The following is a 23,406-nucleotide window of genomic DNA, read 5'->3' as shown; positions in this document are numbered from 1 at the left end:
GAGAACACCTAGGGGGATTAGCTCAGCTGGGAGAGCACCTGCTTTGCAAGCAGGGGGTCGTCGGTTCGATCCCGTCATCCTCCACCAAGTTCTTTAAAAATTCGGAAGAAGTAAAGATTTATTATTTTCGTTTGATCGCAAGATTGAACGAGGGTAGTGATTGTATGTATCAACAAACGCAACAACGTAGTACTTCTTGCTTTATAGCGGTTCTTTGTTAGTCGCAAGGAATCAATGTTATAGGGACAAGTGAATAAGTGCACATGGTGGATGCCTTGGCGATTACAGGCGATGAAGGACGTAGAAGTCTGCGATAAGCCTCGGGGAGCTGACAAACAAGCTTTGATCCGAGGATTTCCGAATGGGGAAACCCGGCCTTATAGGTCATTGCATGCTGAATACATAGGCATGCAAAGCGAACGCGGCGAACTGAAACATCTAAGTAGCTGCAGGAAAATAAATCAACCGAGATTCCCAAAGTAGTGGCGAGCGAAATGGGATGAGCCTGCATGATTTAGCATGACGCATAGTGGAACGCCCTGGAAATGGCGGCCATAGCGGGTGATAGCCCCGTACACGAAATGCGACGTGTGGAACTAAGTATGCGACAAGTAGGGCGGGACACGAGAAATCCTGTCTGAAGATGGGGGGACCATCCTCCAAGGCTAAATACTCGTAATCGACCGATAGTGAACCAGTACCGTGAGGGAAAGGCGAAAAGAACCCCGGGAGGGGAGTGAAATAGATCCTGAAACCGTGTGCATACAAACAGTAGGAGCGGACTTGTTCCGTGACTGCGTACCTTTTGTATAATGGGTCAGCGACTTACATTCAGTGGCAAGGTTAACCAGATTGGGGAGCCGTAGAGAAATCGAGTCCGAACAGGGCGCCAGTCGCTGGGTGTAGACCCGAAACCAAGTGATCTACCCATGGCCAGGTTGAAGGTGCGGTAACACGCACTGGAGGACCGAACCCACTAATGTTGAAAAATTAGGGGATGAGCTGTGGGTAGGGGTGAAAGGCTAAACAAACTTGGAAATAGCTGGTTCTCTCCGAAAACTATTTAGGTAGTGCCTCAAGTATCACCATCGGGGGTAGAGCACTGTTATGGCTAGGGGGTCATCGCGACTTACCAAACCATTGCAAACTCCGAATACCGATGAGTGCGAGCTTGGGAGACAGACGTCGGGTGCTAACGTCCGGCGTCAAGAGGGAAACAACCCAGACCGCCAGCTAAGGTCCCAAAGATTGGCTAAGTGGAAAACGAAGTGGGAAGGCTAAAACAGTCAGGATGTTGGCTTAGAAGCAGCCATCATTTAAAGAAAGCGTAATAGCTCACTGATCGAGTCGTCCTGCGCGGAAGATGTAACGGGGCTAAGCCAGTCACCGAAGCTGCGGATATCCGCAAGGATATGGTAGGAGAGCGTTCTGTAAGCCTGCGAAGGTGTCTTGTAAAGGATGCTGGAGGTATCAGAAGTGCGAATGCTGACATGAGTAGCGATAATGGGGGTGAAAAGCCCCCACGCCGTAAGCCCAAGGTTTCCTGTTCAACGTTCATCGGAGCAGGGTGAGTCGGCCCCTAAGGCGAGGCAGAGATGCGTAGCTGATGGGAAGCAGGTTAATATTCCTGCACCGTCGTATGATGCGATGGGGGGACGGATCGCGGAAGGTTGTCTGACTGTTGGAATAGTCAGTTTCTGCTTCATAGAAGGTGCTTAGGCAAATCCGGGCACGTAATTCAAGGGAGCGGGACGAGCGGACTTGTCCGCGTAGCAATCGGAAGTGGTTCCAAGAAAAGCCTCTAAGCTTCAGTCATACGAGACCGTACCGCAAACCGACACAGGTGGGCGAGATGAGTATTCTAAGGCGCTTGAGAGAACTCGGGAGAAGGAACTCGGCAAATTGGTACCGTAACTTCGGGAAAAGGTACGCCCCGGTAGCTTGGCTGATTTACTTCAGTAGGGCGAAAGGGTTGCAATAAACTGGTGGCTGCGACTGTTTAATAAAAACACAGCACTCTGCAAACACGAAAGTGGACGTATAGGGTGTGACGCCTGCCCGGTGCTGGAAGATTAAATGATGGGGTGCAAGCTCTTGATTGAAGTCCCAGTAAACGGCGGCCGTAACTATAACGGTCCTAAGGTAGCGAAATTCCTTGTCGGGTAAGTTCCGACCTGCACGAATGGCGTAACGATGGCCACACTGTCTCCTCCCGAGACTCAGCGAAGTTGAAGTGTTTGTGATGATGCAATCTACCCGCGGCTAGACGGAAAGACCCCATGAACCTTTACTGTAGCTTTGCATTGGACTTTGAACCAATCTGTGTAGGATAGGTGGGAGGCTTTGAAGCGGGGACGCCAGTTCCCGTGGAGCCAACCTTGAAATACCACCCTGGTTTGTTTGAGGTTCTAACCTTGGTCCGTGATCCGGATCGGGGACAGTGCATGGTAGGCAGTTTGACTGGGGCGGTCTCCTCCTAAAGTGTAACGGAGGAGTTCGAAGGTACGCTAGGTACGGTCGGACATCGTGCTAATAGTGCAATGGCATAAGCGTGCTTAACTGCGAGACCGACAAGTCGAGCAGGTACGAAAGTAGGACATAGTGATCCGGTGGTTCTGTATGGAAGGGCCATCGCTCAACGGATAAAAGGTACTCTGGGGATAACAGGCTGATTCCTCCCAAGAGTTCATATCGACGGGGGAGTTTGGCACCTCGATGTCGGCTCATCACATCCTGGGGCTGTAGCCGGTCCCAAGGGTATGGCTGTTCGCCATTTAAAGTGGTACGTGAGCTGGGTTTAAAACGTCGTGAGACAGTTTGGTCCCTATCTGCCGTGGGCGTTGGAAATTTGAAGGGGGCTGCTCCTAGTACGAGAGGACCGGAGTGGACGAACCTCTGGTGTACCGGTTGTCACGCCAGTGGCATTGCCGGGTAGCTAAGTTCGGAAGAGATAACCGCTGAAAGCATCTAAGCGGGAAACTTGCCTTGAGATGAGATTTCCCGGAGCTTTAAGCTCCTTGAAGGGTCGTTCGAGACCAGGACGTTGATAGGCTGGGTGTGGAAGTGCAGTAATGCATTAAGCTAACCAGTACTAATTGCCCGTAAGGCTTGTCCCTATAACATTGATTAAGTTATAGCGAGAAGTGCTCTTTGTAATGTGAATTGTTGATTGACAATCCCTACCTTAATAAATTAAAATACTTCTTCTGAATTTTAAGCGCAGTTGCCCGATTGGGAACTGAGCTGTACAAGTCAAAGCCTGATGACCATAGCAAATCGGTCCCACCCCTTCCCATCCCGAACAGGACCGTGAAACGATTTTGCGCCGATGATAGTGCTGCAACCAGTGTGAAAGTAGGTTATCGTCAGGCTAGTTATAAAGAAAAAGCCCACCAGTGATCTGGTGGGCTTTTTTGCGTTTGGGCCGCTGTGGCTGGCCGGTAACTGATAGTTTTGAGCTGCGGCAACATTCGGTGTACCATGGTCGCTTTCCCCTCGTTTAGACTTCAATGACCGCCAAGACCGCCCCCAACACGCTGCGCCGTGCCGTAGGTAACGTCTGCGCCGGCGCAGGTCTGCTGGCCGCGCTGCTGGCCGCGCCCGTGTTTGCCGACGAACTGGCCGACGTGACCAAGCTGCTGCGCGCCGGCAAAGCCGCCGACGCGCTGGCGCGCACCAATGCCTACCTGGCCAAGCACCCGTCCGACCCGCAGATGCGCTTCATGAAGGGCGTGCTGCTGACGGAACAGAACAAGTCGGACGAGGCGATCGCGATCTTCACGAAGCTGACCGAGGACTACAAGGATTTACCGGAGCCGTACAACAACCTGGCCGTGCTGTATGCCGCCAGCGGGCAGTACGACAAGGCGCGTGTGGCGCTGGAGAGGGCGATCCGCACCAATCCGAGCTATATGACGGCGTACGAGAATCTCGGCGACGTGTATGGCAAGCTGGCCAGCCAAGCGTACGACAAGGCCCTGGCGCTGGGGACCGGCACGCCGCCTGCCGCGTCCAAGCTGACGCTGCTGCGGACGTTCTCCAGCAGTACCGGCAGCAAGCTGGCCGCCGTCGCGGCCGATGCCGCAGCGGCCGCATCGCACGCACCTGCTGCGCCGGCCAGCGCGCCGGCCCCGGCTGCCGCTGCCGCGCGCGCCGCGCCGGTGGCACCGCCTGCGGCTGTCGCCGCAGCAGCACCTGGCGCGTCGGCCAAGCTGGTCTCGCAAATACCTGAGCAGCCGAAGACGGTGCCGATGCAGCGCATCCCTTCCATGGCCGTGACCCCGCAAGCCGCTGCGCCGGTTCCGGCGGCCGTCGCCGCCAAGCCTGCACCTGTGGCTGCCGCCGCCGGCAACGCCGACCGCGACGAAGTGCTGAACCGCGTGAACGGCTGGGCCAAGGCCTGGGCCTCGCAGGATGTGAACGGCTATCTCGGTTACTATAGCGATGAGTTCACGCCGCCGAAGGGCTTGTCGCGCAAGGCGTGGGCGGATGAACGCCGCGCGCGCATCGAAGGCAAGGGCCGCATCCGCGTGGAAGTCACCGCGCCGCAAGTGGTCATTACCGGCGACACCGCCAAGGTCAGCTTCCGCCAGGTGTACGAATCGGACCGCCTGTCGGCCAACAGCCGCAAGACCCTGGTAATGGTGAAGCACGGCGGCAAATGGCAGATCAAGCAGGAATCGTCGAGTAGCTGATGTCTTATTCTGTAGCCAAAAACGGCCGGTGGGCGCGCGGTGTGCTATGCGCCTGCCTGATATTGGCATCGGGAGGGAGCGGCGCAGCCCGACAGCCGCCGGCCGCGCCTGCGGCCAGGCCCGGACCCGAGCAGATGCTCGCCGAGATCTATAAGGACCTCGCTGAAAACCATCTGCGCGACGCGCAGGCCAAGGCCGACGCGCTGGTGGAAGCCTATCCCACCTTCCGCCTCGGCCACCTGGTGCGTGGCGACCTGCTGCTGATGCATACGCGGCCGGTGGTCAACCTGGGCGCACCCGCCCTGAACAAGGAAGCCGAATCCCGCCTGCAGGACCTGCGCCGCGAAGCTGCCGCGCGCCTGCGCGCCGAAGCGCGTCCCGCCGGCGAACTGCAGCCGCGCGCGCTGCTCCAGCTGCGCAAGGACCAGCGCCACGCCCTTATCGTGGACGCCAGGCGTTCCCGTGTCTACCTTTACGAAAACCGCAACGGCGACATCCGCTACGTCAGCGACTACTACTTCAGCCAGGGCAAGCTGGGCGTGAACAAGGTGAAGGAAGGCGATATGCGCACGCCGGTCGGCGTGTACTACATCTCCGGCCGCCTGTCCGGCGCCAGGCTGCCGGACTTCTACGGCAAGGGCGCACTGCCGCTGGACTACCCGAACTCCTGGGACAAGCTGAATGGCCGCAGCGGCTCCGGCATCTGGATACACGGCGTGCCGCCGGAGACCTTCAGCCGCGCGCCGCTGTCGACCGACGGCTGCGTGGTGGTCAGCAACGACGACCTGCAAAAGCTGAGCCGCATCGTGGAAGTGGGGAAAACGCCCATCCTGATCGGCGACCAGGTGGAATTCGTCAAGCCCAGCGTGCGGGAGAACGACCGCAAGCTGGCCGACTCCCTGCTGGAAGGCTGGCGCCGCGACGCCGAACGGCGCGACAGCGACCAGCTGCGCACGCACTACTCGGCGCGCTTCAAGTCCATCAACGACGAGAAGGCCGATGCCTGGATCACGCGCCAGCAGTTCCTGCCCGGCGCCAAGCGGGTGCACGTGGCGCTGCAGGACACCAGCCACTTCCGCCAGCCGAGCCAGGAAGACATCATCATCAGCACCTTCACGCAGCAGACCGCCGTCGGCAAGTTCCACCACACGGTGCGCCTGCGCCAGTACTGGGCGCGCGAAGGCAACGAGTGGAAGATCGTTTCCGAGTCCGTGCTCTAAGCCGAACCCTAAGCCGGACTGCCTTTCGCCAGCCCTTCGCCGTCGCTGCGGCGCAGCGTCCAGAACGTCACCGAGGACAGCGCCGTCAGCACCGCCAGCGTCATGAAGGCGTGGTGCAGCGCATTGGTCAGCGCCGCCTTGTCGGTTTGCGGCAAATCGCCCAGATACCAGCCCGCGACCAGTGAACCGAAGGCCAGCCCGAAGCTCATCGACAGCTGCTGCAGCGAGCTGGCGATGGTGCTGGCCATGCTGCTGTCGGCGCCCTCGATGTCGGCGTAGGCGATGCTGTTCATGCTGGAGAACTGCAGCGAATTGAAGAAGCCCAGGCACAGGCTGATCCCCACGATGGCGTACAGCGGCGTGCCCGGCCCCACCAGCGTGTACATGGCGATGGTGCAGCCGATCAGCAGGGTGTTCACGATCAGCACATGGCGGTAGCCGAAGCGCGCCAGCACGCGCGTGGAAATGAACTTCATGCCCATGGCCGCGGCGGCCGACGGCATCATCAGCAAGCCAGATTGCCAGGCCGGCAAGCCCAGGCCCAGCTGGTACAGCAGCGGCAGCAGGAACGGCAGGCCGCCTATGCCCAGGCGGGTGACGAAGCCGCCCAGCACCGACACGCGGAACGTACGCACGCGCAGCAGCGCCAGGCGCAGCAGGGGATAGGGCGCCTGGCTGGCGTGCCAGCCATAGGCCGCCAGCAGGCTGCACGAAATGAAGAACAGCACCCCCGCCGAGGTGGCGTCGAGCTTGTGCTCGCCGAACACCTCCAGCAGCCATGACAGCAGCGCCACGCCGGTGCCGAACAGCACCAGGCCGATCAGGTCCAGTGGACGCGGCACGTCCGAACGGTAATCGGGCAGGTGGCGCCACGCAATGTACACGGCGATCAGGCCGACCGGCACGTTGATGAAGAAGATCTCCCGCCACGACAGCCAGTGCACGATCAAGCCGCCCACGGTGGGGCCGAGCAAAGGCCCGATCAGCGCAGGGATGATGACGAAGTTCATGGCCGCCAGCAGCTCGCCCTTGGGGAAGGTGCGGATGATGGCGATGCGGCCGACCGGCATCATCATCGCCGCGCCCAGCCCCTGCAGCAGGCGCGCCGCCACCAGCATGGGCGAATTGACGGACAGGCCGCACAAGATGGAGGCGATGGTGAAGATGGTGATGGCGCTCATGAAGACGCGCCGCGTGCCGTAGCGGTCCGCCATCCAGCCGCTGATGGGAATGGCCACCGCCAGACTGAGGATGTAGCTGGTGACCACCGCCTTCAGGCTCAGTGGCGTCACCTGCAGGCTGGCCGCCATGCTCGGGACGGCCGTGTTCACGATGGTGGAGTCGAGCTGCTCCATGAAGAGGGTGGTGGCGACCACCCAGGGCAGGTAGCGCTTGGTCGATGAGGTCACGGACATGGTCATGCGCCCGATTGTCACACAATCCGGCGAAGTGCGCCTCCCGCTTTAGCCGGTAGCTTCCACGCCCCAGCTGTTCTCGTACAGCACGCGCTGCACCGGCATGCGCTGGTCCCAGCGTTCCAGCTCCAGCATGGGCGCGCGGTAGAATTCTTCCACCTGGCCCACGCACAGCACGGCGATGGGCTGGCTGCCCTCCGGCATGCCGCACAGTTGGCGCAGGCGCTCGGGATCGAACAGCGACACCCAGCCCGCGCCTATGCCCTCGGCGCGCGCGGCCAGCCAGAAATTCTGGATCGCGCAGGAGGCGGAAGCGAGGTCCATCTCCGGCATGGTGCGGCGGCCGAATACGAAGCGCTCGCGCCGGTCGATCAGGCCCACCACCAGCACTTCCGCGCAGGCCAGGATGCCTTCGACTTTCAGCCGCATGAATTCCCCGGCGCGCTGGCCCAGCGCCTCGGCGGTCAGCTTGCGCTCGTCGTCCACCAACTGGTGGATCTGCGCGCGCAGCGCGGGATCGGCAATGCGGATGAAGCGCCAGGGCTGCATCAGGCCCACGCTGGGACCGTTGTGGGCGGCCGCGATGAAGCGCTCCAGCTGGCCCGGTTCCAGCGGCCCCGGTTTGAAATGGCGCACGTCGCGGCGCTCGCGGATGGCGCGGTAGACCCCGTCGATCTCCGCCGGTGCGAATGCGTGCGGGCTCACCGGGAAACCGCCAGTGCGGTGAGCGCGTCCAGCAGCGGGCGGCTGGCGTCGGCGATGCGGTCCAGGCTGGCCTCGCGCAGCGCGGACGTGTCCACGCGGTGCTCGGTGTGCAGGCCGGCCCATTGCAGCAGCGCCGCGCAGGCTTGCGGGGCGTCGAACAGGCCGTGCAAATAGGTGCCGAGGATCTGGCCGTCCGGCGAACAGGCGCCTTCCGGCCTGCCGTCGATGCGGAAAGCGGGGCGCGACAGCGCAGGGCCGTCCGACACGCCCATGTGGATTTCGTAGCCGCTGACGGTGGCGTGCAGTGCCTCCTGGGCAAAGGCGCAGGTGCCGTTCACCTGCACCAGGCGCTTGTCGCTGGTGAGCATGGTGTGCATGGCGAGCAGGCCCAGGCCGGGCGACCTGCCGGGCGCGCCCTCGATGCCCAGGCTGTCGCTGACGTCCTGGCCCAGCATCTGGAAGCCGCCGCAGATGCCGATCACCTTGCCGCCGTAGCGCAGGTGGCGCTCGATCTTCTCCGGCCAGCCCTGCGCGCGCAGCCATTCCAGGTCGGCGCGGGTGTTCTTGCTGCCGGGGATGACGATGAGGTCTGCCGGCGGGATCGCCTCGCCCTGGCGCACGAAGGTCAGGTCCACCTCCGGGTGCGCGCGCAGCGCATCGAAATCGGTGTGGTTGCTCATGCGCGGCAGGCTGGGCACCACCACGCGGAAGGCGCCGCGCGAGGCTTGCACCGGCTGCACGGCATCTTCCGCATCCAGGAACAGCCCATGCAAATAAGGCAGCACGGCCAGCACCGGCTTGCCGGTCTGCTGCTCCAGCCAGTCCAGGCCCGGCTCCAGCAGCTTGATGTCGCCCCGGAAGCGGTTGATGACGAAGCCGATGGTGCGGTCACGCTCGCTCTGCGACAGGCAGGACAGCGTGCCGACGATGTGGGCGAACACGCCGCCCCGGTCGATGTCCGCCACCAGCACCACGGGGCAGTCCACCGCTTCGGCGAAGCCCATGTTGGCGATATCGCGGTCGCGCAGGTTGATCTCGGCCGGGCTGCCGGCGCCTTCCACCAACACCGTTTCGTACTGCGCTTCCAGGCGCGCGTGCGATTCCAGCACGGCGCTCATGGCGATGGTCTTGTACTGGTGGTAGTCGCGCGCGTTCATCTCGGCGCGCACCTTGCCGTGGATGACTACCTGTGCGCCGGTATCGCTGGACGGCTTGAGCAGCACGGGGTTCATGTCGGTGTGCGGCGCCAGGCCGGCGGCGATGGCTTGCAGCGCCTGGGCGCGGCCGATCTCGCCGCCGTCGGCGGTGACGGCGCTGTTGAGGGCCATGTTCTGCGGCTTGAACGGCGCCACGCGCACGCCGTCCTGCTTGAGCAGGCGGCACAGGGCTGCCACCACCGTGCTCTTCCCGGCATCGGAGGTGCAGCCTTGCACCATCAGGGTCTTGTACGGGAAGGTCATTGCTTGGTCCTGTGCTGGCGCGCCAGTTCCAGCTTTTCGCACAGCATGGCGGTGCCCTGGATCATGCGCGGGCCGGAGCGGTTCAGCAGGTGCCCGTCGACGGTGAACAGGTTGTCGTTCTTCACCGCCAGCAGGGTCTTGTAGGGGCGCCACAGGTTTACGCCGCCGTAGTTCTTTTCCGCCGTGGCGAATACCGCTTCCGGGTCTTCGCGCAGCACGCCTTCGATGTCCACCACCGGCGCGGTGATCTTCAGGGCGCCGAAAATGTTCACGCCGCCGCATACGCGCATGGCGTCCGAGACGATGTGGCTGCCGCTCAGCGTGTAGAGCGGCTTGTCCCATACCTGGTAGAACACGCGCACCGGGGGGCGCTTCGAGTACTGGGCGGTGAGGGCGGCGAGCTTGTCGCGCCATTCGCTGGCGACCTTGCCGGCTACCGCCTCGGTGCCGAGCAGCTGGCCCATGCGCTGGATGTTGTCCGGGATGTCCGCCAGCTTTTTCGGCTCGCTGTGGAACAGCGGGATGCCGAGCTGGCGCAGCGTATCGATCTGGCGCTCGGAGCTGCCGTGCATCCAGATGACGATCAGGTCCGGCTTCAGCGCCGCGATGCGCTCCATGTCCACCTGGCGGTTGTCGCCCACGTTGGGGATTTTCTTGGCCGCTTCGGGATAGTCGCTGTAGGTGACGGTGCCGACGATCTTGTCGCCGCCGCCGGCCGCGAACAGCAGCTCGGTGACGTGCGGCGCCATGGCGATGACGCGCTGCGCGGGCTTCTGCAGCGTGACTGGTTTGCCGTCGTCGTCCAGCACGGTGATGGCCGCGTGGGCGGATAGCGAAGCGGAGGCGATCGCCAGGCCGGTCAGCGTGCACAGGAATTTTTTCATTGTTTGTCCTTGGTCCAAAGAGTAAGGGCGTGTTCAAGGCGTTGCCAGCCTGCTTCGTCCGGCGGCAGGCCGAGGCGGATGCCGCGCGCGGCGTTGGTGAACAGGCGCACCCAGATGCCCTGCCGTGCCATGTGTTCGTGGAAGGCTTCGGCGTGCGCTTCCGGCCACCACTGGAACAGCGCGCTGCCGCTGGAGCGAATGCCGTGCGCGGCCAGCAGGGATTGCAGCCGCTGGCCGCTGGTGCGCAGCTGCGTGCGCATGCGTTCCTGCCAGGCGGTGTCGCGCAGCGCGGCGAGGGCGACTTGCTGTGCGGGGCCGCTGACGGTCCAGGGGCCGAGCAGGTCGGCCAGCGCGTCCAGCAGCGCGGGCTGCGCGGCCACGAAGCCTAGCCGCAGTCCGGCCAAGCCGAAGAACTTGCCGACCGAGCGCAGCACGATCAGGCCGTCCGGCGTGCCGCCGGCGACGCTGGCCTGCAGCGCGGTGTCGCCGAAAGCTTCGTCCACCACCAGCCAGCCGCCGCGTGCGGACAGCTGGGCGGCCCAGTCGAGCAGTTTTTCGCGCGACACGGTGGCGCCGGTGGGATTGTTTGGATTGACGACCACCATCACGTCGCACTCGGAGATGGCTGCGTCCAGCGCGTCGTACGGCACCTGCCTGAGCTTGTGGCCGTGTTGCGCCCAGTGGTGGGCGTGCTCCGCATACGACGGCGCCGCCACGACCACGCGCGACGGCAGGCGCAGGCATGGCAAGGCCTGGATAGCGGCCTGGGTGCCGGCGACCGGCAGCATCAGCGGCGCGCCGTAATACGCTTGCGCCGCCTGCACGAGCGCGGGATCGGGTTCCGGCAGGCGGTGCCACGCGTTGCCGGCGATGGCTGGCGCTGGATACCATTCAGGGTTGATGCCGGTGGAAAGGTCGAGCCAGTCCGCGCGCCCGTAGCGCAGCGTGGCCTGGCGCAGGTTGCCGCCGTGTTCAAGCATGGACGCCTCCCGTTGCATCGGTTACAGGGCCGGCAGCCGAGAGTGCGATGGCGATCACTGCGGCCACAATGAGCCACAGCGCGGTGGTGCGCGCCACGAGCTGCCATGCGCGCTGGATGTCGGCGCCTTGCGCGGCGCTGCCGCTGCCGAGAGGTGGCCGGTGTTCGGTTTCGCCGTCGTACACGGCTGCGCCGCCCAGCGCCAGGCCAAGCGCGCCCGCGCCGCTGGACATGACCGGGCCGGCGTTCGGACTGCTCCATGCCGGCGCCTGCGTACGCCAGCAATGCCATGCCAGGCGCTTGCCTGCCAGCGTGGGCGCCAGCAGCACGTAGGACAGCGCGGTCAGGCGCGCGGGGATGTAGTTCAGGGCATCGTCGATGCGCGCGGCGGCGCAGCCGAATTGCAGGAAGCGCGCATTGCGGTAGCCCCACATGGCGTCCAGCGTGTTCACGAGACGGAACAGCACCGCACCGGGGCCGCCGGCGACGGCGAACCAGAACAGGGTGCCGAATACCGCGTCGTTGCCGTTTTCAAGCAGGGACTCGGTGCTGGCCTTGGCCAGGTCGGCAGGCGAGGCATTGGCCGTGTCGCGGCTGACGATGCGGGAAGTCAGGTGGCGCGCGGCCGGCAGGTCGCCAGCGGCCAGCGCGCCGGCGATGGGCAGGTTGTGGTCGCGCAGGCTACGCAGGCCGATGCAGAAGTAGAGCATCAGCGCGTGCAGGGCGAAGCCGATGGCGGTTGCGGCCACAGTGCTGATGCCGCCGCCATGGCTATCCCCGGCCAGCATGGACGGTGCAGCGGTCACAGCCCAGGCCAGCGCGGCGATCGGCGCGACAGCCAGCAGCCAGGCGAGCGCGCCGCGCGGGAAGCGCAGGCTGCCGCCATTGAGGTGCCGTTCGATGGCGTTGGCCAGCTTGCCGAAGCCGACCAGCGGGTGCCAGCGCGGCGTTTCGCCCAGCAGCAGGTCGAGCACCACGCCGGCCGCGAGCAGCAGGGCGATGGCGCTGGCATCCAGCCCCATCAGCATGGCGCGCCTTTCAGTACCAGCGGCAGGCCGGCCGCCACGAACACGGCGCGGTCGCATGCGGCAGCCACCGCCTGGTTCAGGCGCCCGGCTTCGTCGGTGAAGGCGCGGGAAATCGCGCCGTAAGGTACGATGCCCATGCCGACTTCGTTCGACACCAGGACGATGTCGCCCATGTCGCCTATGCCGCCCATGCCGCCCATGCCAACGATCCCGCCCATGCCACCAGCTGCGGCTCCATGCGCCGCCGCCGGGGCAGCGCTGGCCGCTTGCAACACCGCCAGCAGTGCGGCGCGCTCCGTATGGAATTGTTCCGGCAGCGCGATCTCGCCCACATCCGGATAATCGTTACCATCTGCGAACATCAGATTGCTGAGCCACAGCGTAAGACAGTCCACCAGTACCAGGCGGCCGGGCGTGCACCACTGCCGCAGCGCCGCTGCGAGCGCGAGAGGTTCTTCGACGGTGGTCCATTCGGCAGGCCGCTGGCGCTGGTGGTGGGCGATGCGGACTACCATCTCGCCATCCCCGGCGCGGGCGGTGGCGATATAGACCACCTCCTTGCCGGACTCGGTGGCCAGCTTTTCCGCATACGCGCTCTTGCCCGAGCGCGCGCCGCCGAACACCAGCGTGCAAGTCATGCCGCGCTCCGCGTGAACATGGCGGCAATGGCCGCCGGGTTGGACGGGAAGTAGGCGTGGAAGTAGGACGCCGTCAGCGAGCCAAGCTTGTAGACCGCTTCGCCGTCCGCGCCGGACGGATGCTTGACCGTGCGTACCGCCGGCGCAAGCGAAGTATCCAGCGTCGAATAATGGAAAGTATGTCCGCGCAGGACGCCGTGTGGCGTCGGCATGCCCTGCGAGCCCAGTCCTGCCAGTCGTGCCTGCATCGTCACGCGGCCCGGCAGCAGAGCCGCCATGGTCCACGGCGCGCCGGCCTTGTCGGCCAGCGTCTTCGCCAGCGCCATCATGCCGCCGCACTCCGCCACGATGGGCATGCCGTCGCGGTGCGCGGCGCGGATCGACTCCTGCCAGCGCTGCGCGCAGGACAACTTCTCCGCATGCAGTTCGGGATAGCCGCCCGGTAGATAGACCGCGTCCGCGCCGGCCGGCACCGGCTCGTCCGCCAGCGGGGAAAAGAATTCCAGCGTTGCACCCAGTCCTTCCAGCGTTTCCAGGTTGGCGGGATAGAGGAACATGAAGGCAGCGTCGCGCGCGATGGCGATCCTGCGGCCTGCCAGTGGTGGCACCGGCGCGGACGGCGACCCATTTCCCGCCAGGGCAGCGGTTGCGCCGGCGCTGGCTGCCGCCAGTGCGTCGCCCAGCTCCAGGCGCGTGCTGCGCAGATTGCTCCACGCCGCCTCGTCGAAGTTCAGCTGGTCCGCCAACTGGTCCAGCAGCTCGTCGATGCCGTCCACTTCAGCAGGCAACACCAGGCCGAGGTGGCGTTCCGGCAGCGAGCGCGCCTGCTTGGGCAGTGTGGCGAACAGCGGAATGTCGCGCAGCGAAGCCGCCACCATGGCCGCATGGCCGGGACTGGCGACGCGGTTGGCGATCACGCCCGCCATGTCCACCGGACCGTAGTCGCGCAGGCCGTGCACCAGCGCCCCGGCGGTCTGCGCCATCGAACCCGCGTCGATCACCGCCATCACCGGCACGCCGAACTCGCGCGCCAGGTCGGCCGAGGACGGCGAACCGTCGTACAAGCCCATCACGCCTTCGATCAGGATCACGTCCGCTTCCAGCGCCGCCTGCGCCAGCTGCGCGCGGCAGGCTTCGCGGCCCACGATCCACAAATCCAGCGACTTTACCGGCGCGCCGCTGGCGCGCTCCAGCAGCATGGGATCGATGAAGTCCGGCCCGCATTTGAACACGCGCACCTTGCGGCCCATTTTAGTCAGCTTGCGCGCCAGCGCCGCCGTGGCAGTCGTCTTGCCCTGCCCGGACGCCACCGCCGCCACCAGCACCACCGGCGCGTTGATGTGCGAGGACGTTACCATTCCGTGCCCGCCTGCGCGCCGATGCCCGCCTTGAAGGCATGCTTCACCACGTTCATCTCGGTGACGGTGTCCGCCACGTCGATCAGTTCCTGCGGCGCGCCGCGTCCGGTAATCACGACGTGCTGCATGGCGGGGCGTTCCAGCAGGTCCGCGATCACCGCGTTCACGTCCAGGTAGCGGTACTTCAGCGCGATGTTCAGCTCATCCAGTACCACCAGGCCGACCCCCGGATCGGCCAGGAAGCGCTTGGCCTGTTCCCACGCCAGTTCTGCTTTCTCGATGTCGCGCTCGCGGTTCTGGGTTTCCCAGGTATAGCCCTCGCCCATGGAATGGAAACTCACTTCATCCGGGAACCGGCGCAGGAACAGCTCTTCGCCGGTCTGCATCGCGCCCTTGATGAACTGCACCACGCCGACCTTCATGCCGTGGCCCATGGCGCGCACCGCCATGCCGAAGCCGGACGAGCTCTTGCCCTTGCCGTTGCCGGTGTTGACGATGATGACGCCGATCTGCTTGTCCGCCGCCGCAATCTTGGCGTCGATGATGGCCTTCTTGCGCTCCATGCGCACGCGGTGGCGCTCGTTCAGTGCGTCGATATCGGTATTTTCAGTCATGCGATTTCTTCCTTCGGTATGAAGATGTGGCGCTGGCCATGCCGGATCACGTCGATCGGGTGGCCCAGGTAGTCGCTCAGGATGGCGGGCTGCATCACGTCCGCCACCGGCCCGGCCAGCCAGCGGCCATCGCCCATCAGCAGCAGCGCGTGGGTGGAGACGCTGTGCGCCAGCGTGAGGTCATGGCCTACCATCACCACGGTTTTATGTTGTTCGCGGCACAGGCGCGCCAGCAGGCGCATCACGCTCACCTGGTGCGCCAGGTCCAGCGCGTTGGCCGGCTCGTCGAGCAGCAGCAGCGGCGTGTCCTGCGCCAGCATGGCGGCAATGGCCACGCGCTGGCGCTCGCCGCCGGACAAGGTGCGTACATTGCGGTGCGCCAGCTCGGCCACTTCCATGGCCGCCAGCGCCTCCATGGCCAGGCGGTGGTCGTCGGTGTTCTCCCAATAGCGGTCGCCATGGTAGGGATGGCGCGCCGACAGCACGGTTTCGATCACCGTGTAGGCGAACGCGTCGTTGCGCGACTGCGCCAGGAAGGCGCGCTCGCGTGCCAGGTCCGCCAGCGGCCACTCCGGCAGGCCGCGGCCCTGGATGGACACGCCGCCCTCATCGACGGGAATCAGGCCGGCCAGGGTGCGCAGCAGCGTGCTTTTGCCCGCGCCGTTGCGGCCGATCACGCTCCAGCATTCGCCGTCGCGCACCTGCCAGTCCAGTTTCTCGACCAGCGTGCGCGCGCCGATGCGCAAGCTCAGTTTTTCAGTGGCGATCATTTCTGCAGCCTGTGAAGTTGGTACAGGAATACCGGCGTGCCGATCAGCGCCGTCACCACGCCCACCGGCAGCTGCAGCGGCGCGAACAGGGTGCGCGCCAGCGTGTCGGCCAGCACCAGGTAGCCGCCGCCGGTCAGCATGGCGGCCGGGATCAGCACCCGGTGGTCCGGACCGAAGGCAAAGCGGCAGGCGTGCGGCACGATCAGGCCGACAAAGCCCACGCTGCCCGCGTTGGTCACCGCGCTGGCGGTCAGCAGCGCCGAGACAAAGAACAGCCCCTTGCGCAGCGCACCGACATTGATGCCCAGCGTGACGGCCGCTTCGGCGTGCAGCGCCATCACATTGATGGCGCGGGCGCTGCGCAGCGCGAACACCGTTGCGCCTGCCAGCACGATCCACGGTATCCAGCGCATCGGCGCGCCGGCCAGGTCGCCGATCAGCCAGAACACCATGGTGCGCAACCGGCTTTCAGGAGCGATGGACAGCATTAGCGTGATCAGCGCCGTGCAGGCCGCCGTCAGGATCACACCGGTCAGCAGCAACAGGGCAGTGCCGCCTTCGGCTGCCGAACCGCTGCGCATGTCGCGCCGCGCCAGGAAGTACAGCATCATGGACACGGCCACCGCGCCGCCGAACGCCGCCGCATCCACCACCCAGGCCGCGCACATGAACATCATCGCCGCCAGCGCGCCCACCGCCGCGCCGGAAGAAATGCCCAGCACGTAGGGGTCGGCCAGCGGATTGCGCAGCAGGGCTTGCATCATCACGCCCGCCAGCGACAGCGCCGCGCCGGTGACGAAGGCGGTCAGCGCGCGGCTGCCGCGCAGGTCGAGCAGAGTCGCGGCCAGGCTGTCGGCCTTGCCGTTCCACAGGTCGCCCAGCGCGCCGGGTATCTCGGACAGCGGAATGTACACCGAGCCGGTCACGCCGGAGAACAGCAGGCTGCCGATAACAAACAGCAGCAGCCCGCCGGTGATGGCGGTCGCTCGCGTGCGCAGGTTGCGGGAGTGTGGATGCATGGTGCTTGGTTGTACCCTTATTTAATACCGTAGCGTACGGCGGCAAAGAACTTGGCGCCCGGCGTGGCGTAGTTGCGCGCCACTTCGTAGTTTTTGTCGGCCACGTTGTTCCAGCGCGCCAGCACGGACCAGTCACGCGCGAACTGCCAGGTGGCGTACAGGTTCAGCAGGCTGTAGCCGCCCAGGCGGTTCTTGTTGGCGGCGTCGTCGAAGCGGCTGCCGGACACTTGCAGCTCGGCGCCGGCGGCCAGCGCGCCTGCGGCGTATTCTACGCTGGCGCTGCCGTGTTTTTTCGAGCGGCGCGCCAGCGATTTGCCGGTGGTCTCGTCTTTCGGGTCCTGCCAGTCCGCGTTGGCGGCCACGGTGAAGGCACCGATGCGGCGGCTGCCGTTGAGCGACACGCCTTCCAGCATGGCGTGGTTCACATTGTAGGCGCAGCTGCCTTTGCGGGCCGGGTCCGGGCATGGCGTGGTGGTCACCAGCATGTCGGTCAGCTTGTTGCGGTAGATGCTGGCGCCGAATTCGTTCACGCCGTCGTCGTACTGCAGGCCTGCCTCGGCGTTGCGGCCCTGCTCTGGCTTGTTGTTTTCGTAGCCGAAGCCGGGGTAGTACAGCTCGTTGAAGGTGGGGGCGCGGAAGCTGGTGCCGAAGCTGGCGCTGGCGCGCAGCGCGCTGCTGAAGCGGTAGCCGTAGCCTGCCGATCCGGTGGTCTTGGTGCCGTATTGCGAGCTGTCGTCCGCGCGCAGGCCGAAGGTGGCCAGGTGCGCGCCGCGCTTCAGGCTGTAGGCGCCGGCATAGGAATCGGTCTTGCGCACTTTGCCCAGCGCCGGCGTGGTGCCGGAGACGACTTTCTCTTCGCGGTGGCCGAGCAGCACTTGCAGCGTATCCTCGCCGAGACGGAAATCATTCTGCCAGGTGGCGTCGGTCTGCTTGCTCTCGATGCGGCTGTAGGCGCTGGCCACGCCGGTGTCGGAGATCGATTTGTCTTCCGCCTTCGCCAGCTGCACGGTGCTGTACCAGTTGTCCATCACCCGGTTCTTGCTGAACACGCCCAGGTTGGCCAGCTTGGTCTGGCTGCGCGTGTCGTAGCGGCTGGTGCCGCTGTCGAACTGGCCATCGGTGCGGCTGTTCAGGAACACCAAGCCGACATCGTGGCCCTTGGCCAGTTCATAGCCGAACTGGCCGGAGGTGCTGGTGCGCTCGTAGCCGTCGTCGTCCGCGTTGTAGCTGCTGCTGCCGGGTTTGGTGGACGAGAAGCCGTCCGACTTTTCGCGGCCGGCGCTGATGGCGTAGCTGAAGCTGTTATCGCCCGCGCTGGCGCCGAAGATGCTGGCGTCATATTTGCGGGTGTTGTCGCTGCCCGCGCCGACCGAGGCGGCCACGGACTGTGGACCTGCGCCCTTTTTGGTGAAGATCTGCACCACGCCGCCGATGGCGTCGGCGCCGTACAGGGTGCTCATCGGGCCGTAGACGATTTCAATGCGCTCAATGGCTTGCAGCGGAATGGCCGACCAGCTGGCCGTGCCCGACGTGATGGAGCCGATGCGCACGCCATCCACCAGCACCACGGTCTGGTTGGCGTTGGCGCCGCGCAGGAATACGCTGGAGTTGGTGCCCGGGCCGCCGTTGCGGGCGATCTCGATGCCGCGCTGGCGCTGCAGCAGGTCGGTGATGGAACCGGCGCCGGAGCGGGCGATGTCTTCCGCGCCCAGGGTCACGATGTCGCTCAGCACGTCGCGCTGCAGTTGCGGCGAGCGGGTGGCGGTGACGATCACGCTGTCGGTTGCGGTGGTCTGGGCGAAGGAAGGCGCGGCCATAGCCATGGCCAGCGACGTGAGGGCCGCGTGCCGGATTACAGGAAAGCTCATAGTAGTTCTTTGTATAGTATGCAACCAGCCTACTTCCCCGTGGGCTGGATTGAACAGATGCGCGCGGCGCATCCACCTGCTTTGGCCGGTATCCGGGCTCGCAAGTTGAACTGCCTTACCTTCCCATGCTGAGCACAGTGGTTTGCGGAGGCAGCTTGTCGCCGGGGGCGACACTTGTTTACCGTTGCGGGGGCAGCACACGTTGGCCGTTTTCCTGGTGGAGGGCGGCTTCGTGTTTCCCGTTTAACTGCGCGCATGGGCATGCGCGCGGGCACCAAAACCCCGCCATTATACGGACTTCAGGCCACGGCTTCCAGAATGACAGTCTCGCCGTAGGCGATCTTGTGGGGCGCGGCGGCGGCGCGCAGTGCGATGTCATGCAGCGGCAGGCCGGCCTGCAGGCCCGCTTCCAGTGCCACCAGCAGGCGTATCGTGCCCGCATGGCAGATGATGGCGGCAGCGCGCGGGCTGGGCGCCTGCCCGCCATGGCGGCGCAGCAGGTCCGCGCGGAAGGCGGCTACGCGTGCAGCCACCTGGAGCACGTTTTCGCCGCCGCCGGGCCGGTAATCCACCAGGCCGGCAGCCCAGGCATCCACTTCCGCGCGCGGGATGTCGCCCCAGCTGCGCAGCTCCCAGGAACCGAAATCCATCTCGGCCAGGCGCGCGTCGAGCGCGTGGGCGCCGAGGCGGCCGGCCAGTACGGCGCAGCGCTGCAAGGGACTGGAGTAGAGCGGCGTGCCGGACGGGATGCTGGCGCTGGCCAGCAGTTCAGCATGCACGCGTTCGATGTCGTCCGGCGCGGCGGGCAGGTCGCTGCTGCCGTAGCAGACGCCCGGCGCGACCAGCGGCTGTGGATGGCGGACCAGGATCAGGCGCACGGGCCGCTCCCGGGGCAGCGCCGCGTAGCCGGCCGTGCAGCCTGCGCCGGCGTCAACACCGCTGGCCCGGCCGCCATGCTCACGCCTGCCACGCGCCGTGGCCCAGGCCGGCCAGCACGCACAGGTAGATCAGCACTTCGGCCAGCTGCTGCACCGCGCCCAGGCAGTCGCCGGTATAGCCGCCGATGCGGCGCGCGAATTTGCGGCCCAGCCAGATGGCTGCGGCCAGCGCAGCCAGCACCGCGGCGCAGATGGCCAGCCACGGCAACCATCCCATGGCGCCCAGCAGCACCGCAGGCAGGGCCGTGCACAGGCAGGCGATAAAGAACTCCGCGCCGCTCATCTCTTGCGCCATGGGCTTGGCCTTGCCTTCGGCGCGCGCATACTCCATGCGCCAGATCAGCGAGGTAGCGGCCAGGCGCGACAGCGGATGCGCCAGCAACAGCGCGGCGACCGCCACGGCGGGCGGCAGCAATGTCAGCGCCGTGCACTTCACCGCCAGCAGGCAGATGGTGCCGATCGCGCCATAGGCGCCGATGCGCGAATCCTTCATGATTTCCAGCACGCGCTCGCGCGTCATGCCGCCGCCGAAGCCGTCGCACATGTCGGCGAAGCCGTCTTCATGGAAGGCGCCGGTAGCATAGATGCCGGCCGCCGTCGACAACAGCACGGCCACCGGCGCGGGGAAGACCCACGCCGCCGCCGCGTACACCGCCGCTGCGATGCCCGCTACCACCAGCCCCACCAGCGGGAAGTAGCGCGACGCGTGGTGCAGCCACGCGGGATCGAATCCCACCCAGCGTGGGATGGGCAGCCGCGTAAAGAACTGCAGCGCGATGAAGAACAGTCTCAACTGGTGCATGGCGGTCCGGCGCTTACTCGGACTTCTCGCTGACCTGGGCGGACTCGAAGGTCGCCATCTGGTTCACGAAATTCACCGCTGCGTGCAGCAGCGGCAGGGCCAGCGCGCTGCCGGTGCCTTCGCCCAGGCGCAGCCCGAGGTTCAGCAGCGGGCGCGCGCCCAGCTCGGCCAGCATCAGGTTGTGGCCGCTCTCGTCCGAGCAATGCGCGAACACGCAGTAATCGAGGATGGCCGGCTGCAGGCGCGCCGCCACCAGCAGCGCGCTGGTGACAATGAAGCCGTCGATCAGCAGCACCTTGCGCAGCTCGGCCGCTTTCAGCATGGCGCCCGCCATCATGGCGATCTCGAAACCGCCAAAGGTCGCCAGCACGTCCAGCGGCGCGGTGGCGCCCGCATGTTTCTCAACGGCCGCCTCGATCACGCGCTGTTTGTGCAGCACGCCGTCGGCCGACAGGCCGGTGCCCGCGCCCACGCATTGCGCCACCGGGATGCCGGTCAGCTTGTGCATCAGCGCGGCGGCAGCGGTCGTGTTCCCGATACCCATTTCGCCGAAGCCCACCACGTTACCCGGCAAGTCCGCCGCCAGCGCGGCACCATGCGCCAGCGCGGCATCGCACTGTGCCGTCGTCATCGCCGGTTCCTGCGCGAAGTTGCGGGTGCCGTGCGCCACCTTGCGGTCATGCAGGCCGTCGCGCGCGCCGAAGTCGTGGTTCACGCCGGCGTCCACCACGTGCAGCGCGCAGCCCATCTGGCGGGCGAACACATTGATGGCCGCGCCCTTGGCCAGGAAATTCTCCACCATCTGCCAGGTCACGTCCTGCGGATAGGCTGACACGCCTTCCGCCACCACGCCGTGATCGCCCGCGAATACCAGGATCGCCGGGCCTACTATGGAGAGTGCCGTCGTGTCCTGGATCAGGCCGATCTGTTTGGCCAGCGCCTCCAGCACGCCCAGGCTGCCGAGCGGCTTGGTCTTGTTGTTGACGGCGCGTTCCAGCGCAGCGGACAGTTCGGCATTGGCGGTAGGGGCAATAAGCATGGCAGTTCTATAGATAGAGAAGGAAACGAGCTGCGATGGTACAGCTTGCCCTTGCGGAACGCGAGGGCCTTTGCTATAGTTCTGTCCCCGCGCTGCTGAGCACAGCTTGCAGCGCAGGAGAGGTGGAAAAACAGGGGTTGACGGATTTAACGAAAAGCCCCATAATCTTGCCTCTCTGCTGCTGAACAAAACGCTTCAGCTACAACGCAGAATTCTTTAAAAATTTACAATCGATAAGTGTGGGCGTTTGATGATGAGGCCCGCAGCGCAAGCTGTGAAACTCAAATTATTAAACGCTCAACGAAAAACAAACGTGACCATCGAGAGATGGAATCGTCAGTTATTTTGAAGAGCGACCAAGTCAGCAATGACTTTAAACAGAGATTGAACTGAAGAGTTTGATCCTGGCTCAGATTGAACGCTGGCGGCATGCTTTACACATGCAAGTCGAACGGTAACAGGGAGCTTGCTCCGCTGACGAGTGGCGAACGGGTGAGTAATATATCGGAACGTACCCAAGAGTGGGGGATAACGTAGCGAAAGTTACGCTAATACCGCATACGATCCAAGGATGAAAGCAGGGGACCGCAAGGCCTTGTGCTCCTGGAGCGGCCGATATCTGATTAGCTAGTTGGTAGGGTAAAGGCCTACCAAGGCATCGATCAGTAGCTGGTCTGAGAGGACGACCAGCCACACTGGAACTGAGACACGGTCCAGACTCCTACGGGAGGCAGCAGTGGGGAATTTTGGACAATGGGCGCAAGCCTGATCCAGCAATGCCGCGTGAGTGAAGAAGGCCTTCGGGTTGTAAAGCTCTTTTGTCAGGGAAGAAACGGGCGTGGCTAATATCCATGTCTAATGACGGTACCTGAAGAATAAGCACCGGCTAACTACGTGCCAGCAGCCGCGGTAATACGTAGGGTGCAAGCGTTAATCGGAATTACTGGGCGTAAAGCGTGCGCAGGCGGTTTTGTAAGTCTGTCGTGAAATCCCCGGGCTCAACCTGGGAATGGCGATGGAGACTGCAAGGCTAGAATCTGGCAGAGGGGGGTAGAATTCCACGTGTAGCAGTGAAATGCGTAGAGATGTGGAGGAACACCGATGGCGAAGGCAGCCCCCTGGGTCAAGATTGACGCTCATGCACGAAAGCGTGGGGAGCAAACAGGATTAGATACCCTGGTAGTCCACGCCCTAAACGATGTCTACTAGTTGTCGGGTCTTAATTGACTTGGTAACGCAGCTAACGCGTGAAGTAGACCGCCTGGGGAGTACGGTCGCAAGATTAAAACTCAAAGGAATTGACGGGGACCCGCACAAGCGGTGGATGATGTGGATTAATTCGATGCAACGCGAAAAACCTTACCTACCCTTGACATGGAAGGAATCCCCGAGAGATTGGGGAGTGCCCGAAAGGGAACCTTCACACAGGTGCTGCATGGCTGTCGTCAGCTCGTGTCGTGAGATGTTGGGTTAAGTCCCGCAACGAGCGCAACCCTTGTCATTAGTTGCTACGAAAGGGCACTCTAATGAGACTGCCGGTGACAAACCGGAGGAAGGTGGGGATGACGTCAAGTCCTCATGGCCCTTATGGGTAGGGCTTCACACGTCATACAATGGTACATACAGAGGGCCGCCAACCCGCGAGGGGGAGCTAATCCCAGAAAGTGTATCGTAGTCCGGATTGTAGTCTGCAACTCGACTGCATGAAGTTGGAATCGCTAGTAATCGCGGATCAGCATGTCGCGGTGAATACGTTCCCGGGTCTTGTACACACCGCCCGTCACACCATGGGAGCGGGTTTTACCAGAAGTAGGTAGCTTAACCGCAAGGAGGGCGCTTACCACGGTAGGATTCGTGACTGGGGTGAAGTCGTAACAAGGTAGCCGTATCGGAAGGTGCGGCTGGATCACCTCCTTTCTAGAGTAGGCACCACGCCAAGCGCTCACACTTATCGATTGTTCCGTTCTTTAACAAT

Annotated in this window: 17 protein-coding genes, 1 tRNA gene, 3 rRNA genes and 1 riboswitch; of the genes, 6 read left to right on the top strand and 15 right to left on the bottom strand. The window is 64.2% G+C overall.

Features of this window, described 5'->3' with window-relative positions:
* Positions 1-11: 11 nt before the first annotated feature.
* From ACFJI2_RS25305 to ACFJI2_RS25285, 5 genes are all read left to right on the top strand, one after another.
* Positions 12-87 (top strand) — tRNA-Ala (locus tag ACFJI2_RS25305).
* Between the two features lie 156 nt (positions 88-243).
* Positions 244-3,116, top strand: a 23S ribosomal RNA gene (locus ACFJI2_RS25300).
* A 142-nt stretch (positions 3,117-3,258) separates the two neighbouring features.
* Positions 3,259-3,371 (top strand): 5S ribosomal RNA (gene rrf, locus ACFJI2_RS25295).
* A gap of 138 nt (positions 3,372-3,509) precedes the next feature.
* Positions 3,510-4,694, top strand: a complete 1,185-nt coding sequence (locus ACFJI2_RS25290; RefSeq protein WP_377702396.1) for a tetratricopeptide repeat protein — start codon at positions 3,510-3,512, stop codon at positions 4,692-4,694.
* 134 nt (positions 4,695-4,828) lie between these two features.
* Positions 4,829-5,914, top strand: a complete 1,086-nt coding sequence (locus ACFJI2_RS25285; RefSeq protein ID WP_377702395.1) for a murein L,D-transpeptidase family protein — start codon at positions 4,829-4,831, stop codon at positions 5,912-5,914.
* A gap of 8 nt (positions 5,915-5,922) precedes the next feature.
* Here ACFJI2_RS25285 and ACFJI2_RS25280 read toward each other — a convergent pair whose 3' ends face one another.
* The 15 genes from ACFJI2_RS25280 to cobT form a co-directional block, all read right to left on the bottom strand.
* Positions 5,923-7,329: an MFS transporter gene (locus ACFJI2_RS25280; protein WP_377702394.1), complete on the bottom strand. Its 1,407-nt coding sequence runs from the start codon at positions 7,327-7,329 to the stop codon at positions 5,923-5,925.
* Between the two features lie 48 nt (positions 7,330-7,377).
* A complete protein-coding gene (gene bluB, locus ACFJI2_RS25275; protein ID WP_377702393.1) occupies positions 7,378-8,034 on the bottom strand; it encodes a 5,6-dimethylbenzimidazole synthase in 657 nt (218 codons plus the stop codon).
* On the bottom strand, positions 8,031-9,494 hold the full coding sequence (locus ACFJI2_RS25270; RefSeq protein WP_377702392.1) for a cobyric acid synthase: 1,464 nt from the start codon (positions 9,492-9,494) through the stop codon (positions 8,031-8,033). The genes bluB and ACFJI2_RS25270 overlap by 4 nt, the downstream gene beginning before the upstream one ends.
* Positions 9,491-10,378 carry a cobalamin-binding protein gene (locus tag ACFJI2_RS25265; protein ID WP_377702391.1) on the bottom strand — a complete coding sequence of 296 codons (888 nt, stop codon included), beginning with the start codon at positions 10,376-10,378 and terminating at the stop codon, positions 9,491-9,493. Before ACFJI2_RS25265 ends, ACFJI2_RS25270 begins: the two co-directional genes overlap by 4 nt.
* A complete protein-coding gene (gene cobD / locus ACFJI2_RS25260) occupies positions 10,375-11,358 on the bottom strand; it encodes a threonine-phosphate decarboxylase CobD (RefSeq protein ID WP_377702390.1) in 984 nt (327 codons plus the stop codon). The genes ACFJI2_RS25265 and cobD overlap by 4 nt, the downstream gene beginning before the upstream one ends.
* Positions 11,351-12,385: an adenosylcobinamide-phosphate synthase CbiB gene (gene cbiB / locus ACFJI2_RS25255; protein WP_377702389.1), complete on the bottom strand. Its 1,035-nt coding sequence runs from the start codon at positions 12,383-12,385 to the stop codon at positions 11,351-11,353. Before cbiB ends, cobD begins: the two co-directional genes overlap by 8 nt.
* Positions 12,379-13,023, bottom strand: a complete 645-nt coding sequence (locus tag ACFJI2_RS25250; protein WP_377702388.1) for a bifunctional adenosylcobinamide kinase/adenosylcobinamide-phosphate guanylyltransferase — start codon at positions 13,021-13,023, stop codon at positions 12,379-12,381. Before ACFJI2_RS25250 ends, cbiB begins: the two co-directional genes overlap by 7 nt.
* Complete coding sequence (locus ACFJI2_RS25245) at positions 13,020-14,381, bottom strand: cobyrinate a,c-diamide synthase (RefSeq protein WP_377702387.1); 1,362 nt, start codon at positions 14,379-14,381, stop codon at positions 13,020-13,022. Before ACFJI2_RS25245 ends, ACFJI2_RS25250 begins: the two co-directional genes overlap by 4 nt.
* Positions 14,375-14,995 carry a cob(I)yrinic acid a,c-diamide adenosyltransferase gene (gene cobO / locus ACFJI2_RS25240; protein ID WP_107878181.1) on the bottom strand — a complete coding sequence of 207 codons (621 nt, stop codon included), beginning with the start codon at positions 14,993-14,995 and terminating at the stop codon, positions 14,375-14,377. The genes ACFJI2_RS25245 and cobO overlap by 7 nt, the downstream gene beginning before the upstream one ends.
* A complete protein-coding gene (locus ACFJI2_RS25235; RefSeq protein WP_377702386.1) occupies positions 14,992-15,765 on the bottom strand; it encodes an ABC transporter ATP-binding protein in 774 nt (257 codons plus the stop codon). Before ACFJI2_RS25235 ends, cobO begins: the two co-directional genes overlap by 4 nt.
* On the bottom strand, positions 15,762-16,784 hold the full coding sequence (locus ACFJI2_RS25230; RefSeq protein ID WP_377702385.1) for a FecCD family ABC transporter permease: 1,023 nt from the start codon (positions 16,782-16,784) through the stop codon (positions 15,762-15,764). The genes ACFJI2_RS25235 and ACFJI2_RS25230 overlap by 4 nt, the downstream gene beginning before the upstream one ends.
* A 17-nt stretch (positions 16,785-16,801) precedes the next feature.
* A complete protein-coding gene (locus tag ACFJI2_RS25225; protein WP_377702384.1) occupies positions 16,802-18,652 on the bottom strand; it encodes a TonB-dependent receptor domain-containing protein in 1,851 nt (616 codons plus the stop codon).
* A 65-nt stretch (positions 18,653-18,717) separates the two neighbouring features.
* Positions 18,718-18,946, bottom strand: a riboswitch (cobalamin riboswitch).
* Positions 18,947-18,951: 5 nt separating this feature from the next.
* Positions 18,952-19,530, bottom strand: coding sequence for a histidine phosphatase family protein (locus tag ACFJI2_RS25220; protein WP_377702383.1), 579 nt, complete (start codon positions 19,528-19,530; stop codon positions 18,952-18,954).
* 79 nt (positions 19,531-19,609) lie between these two features.
* A complete protein-coding gene (locus ACFJI2_RS25215; protein WP_377702382.1) occupies positions 19,610-20,392 on the bottom strand; it encodes an adenosylcobinamide-GDP ribazoletransferase in 783 nt (260 codons plus the stop codon).
* A gap of 13 nt (positions 20,393-20,405) precedes the next feature.
* Entirely contained in the window at positions 20,406-21,431 is a 1,026-nt protein-coding gene (cobT, locus tag ACFJI2_RS25210) for a nicotinate-nucleotide--dimethylbenzimidazole phosphoribosyltransferase (RefSeq protein ID WP_377702381.1), read from the bottom strand.
* A gap of 386 nt (positions 21,432-21,817) precedes the next feature.
* On the opposite strand from cobT, the gene ACFJI2_RS25205 reads away from it, so the two are divergent.
* Positions 21,818-23,348, top strand: a 16S ribosomal RNA gene (locus ACFJI2_RS25205).
* Positions 23,349-23,406 lie beyond the last annotated feature (58 nt).

The organism is Pseudoduganella sp. UC29_71 (genome assembly GCF_042693265.1).
In the GTDB taxonomy this organism is placed as follows: Bacteria; Pseudomonadota; Gammaproteobacteria; order Burkholderiales; family Burkholderiaceae_D; genus Rugamonas.
The sequence above is the reverse complement of the archived record's forward strand: the minus strand, read 5'-3'. Positions and strand labels throughout refer to the sequence as shown.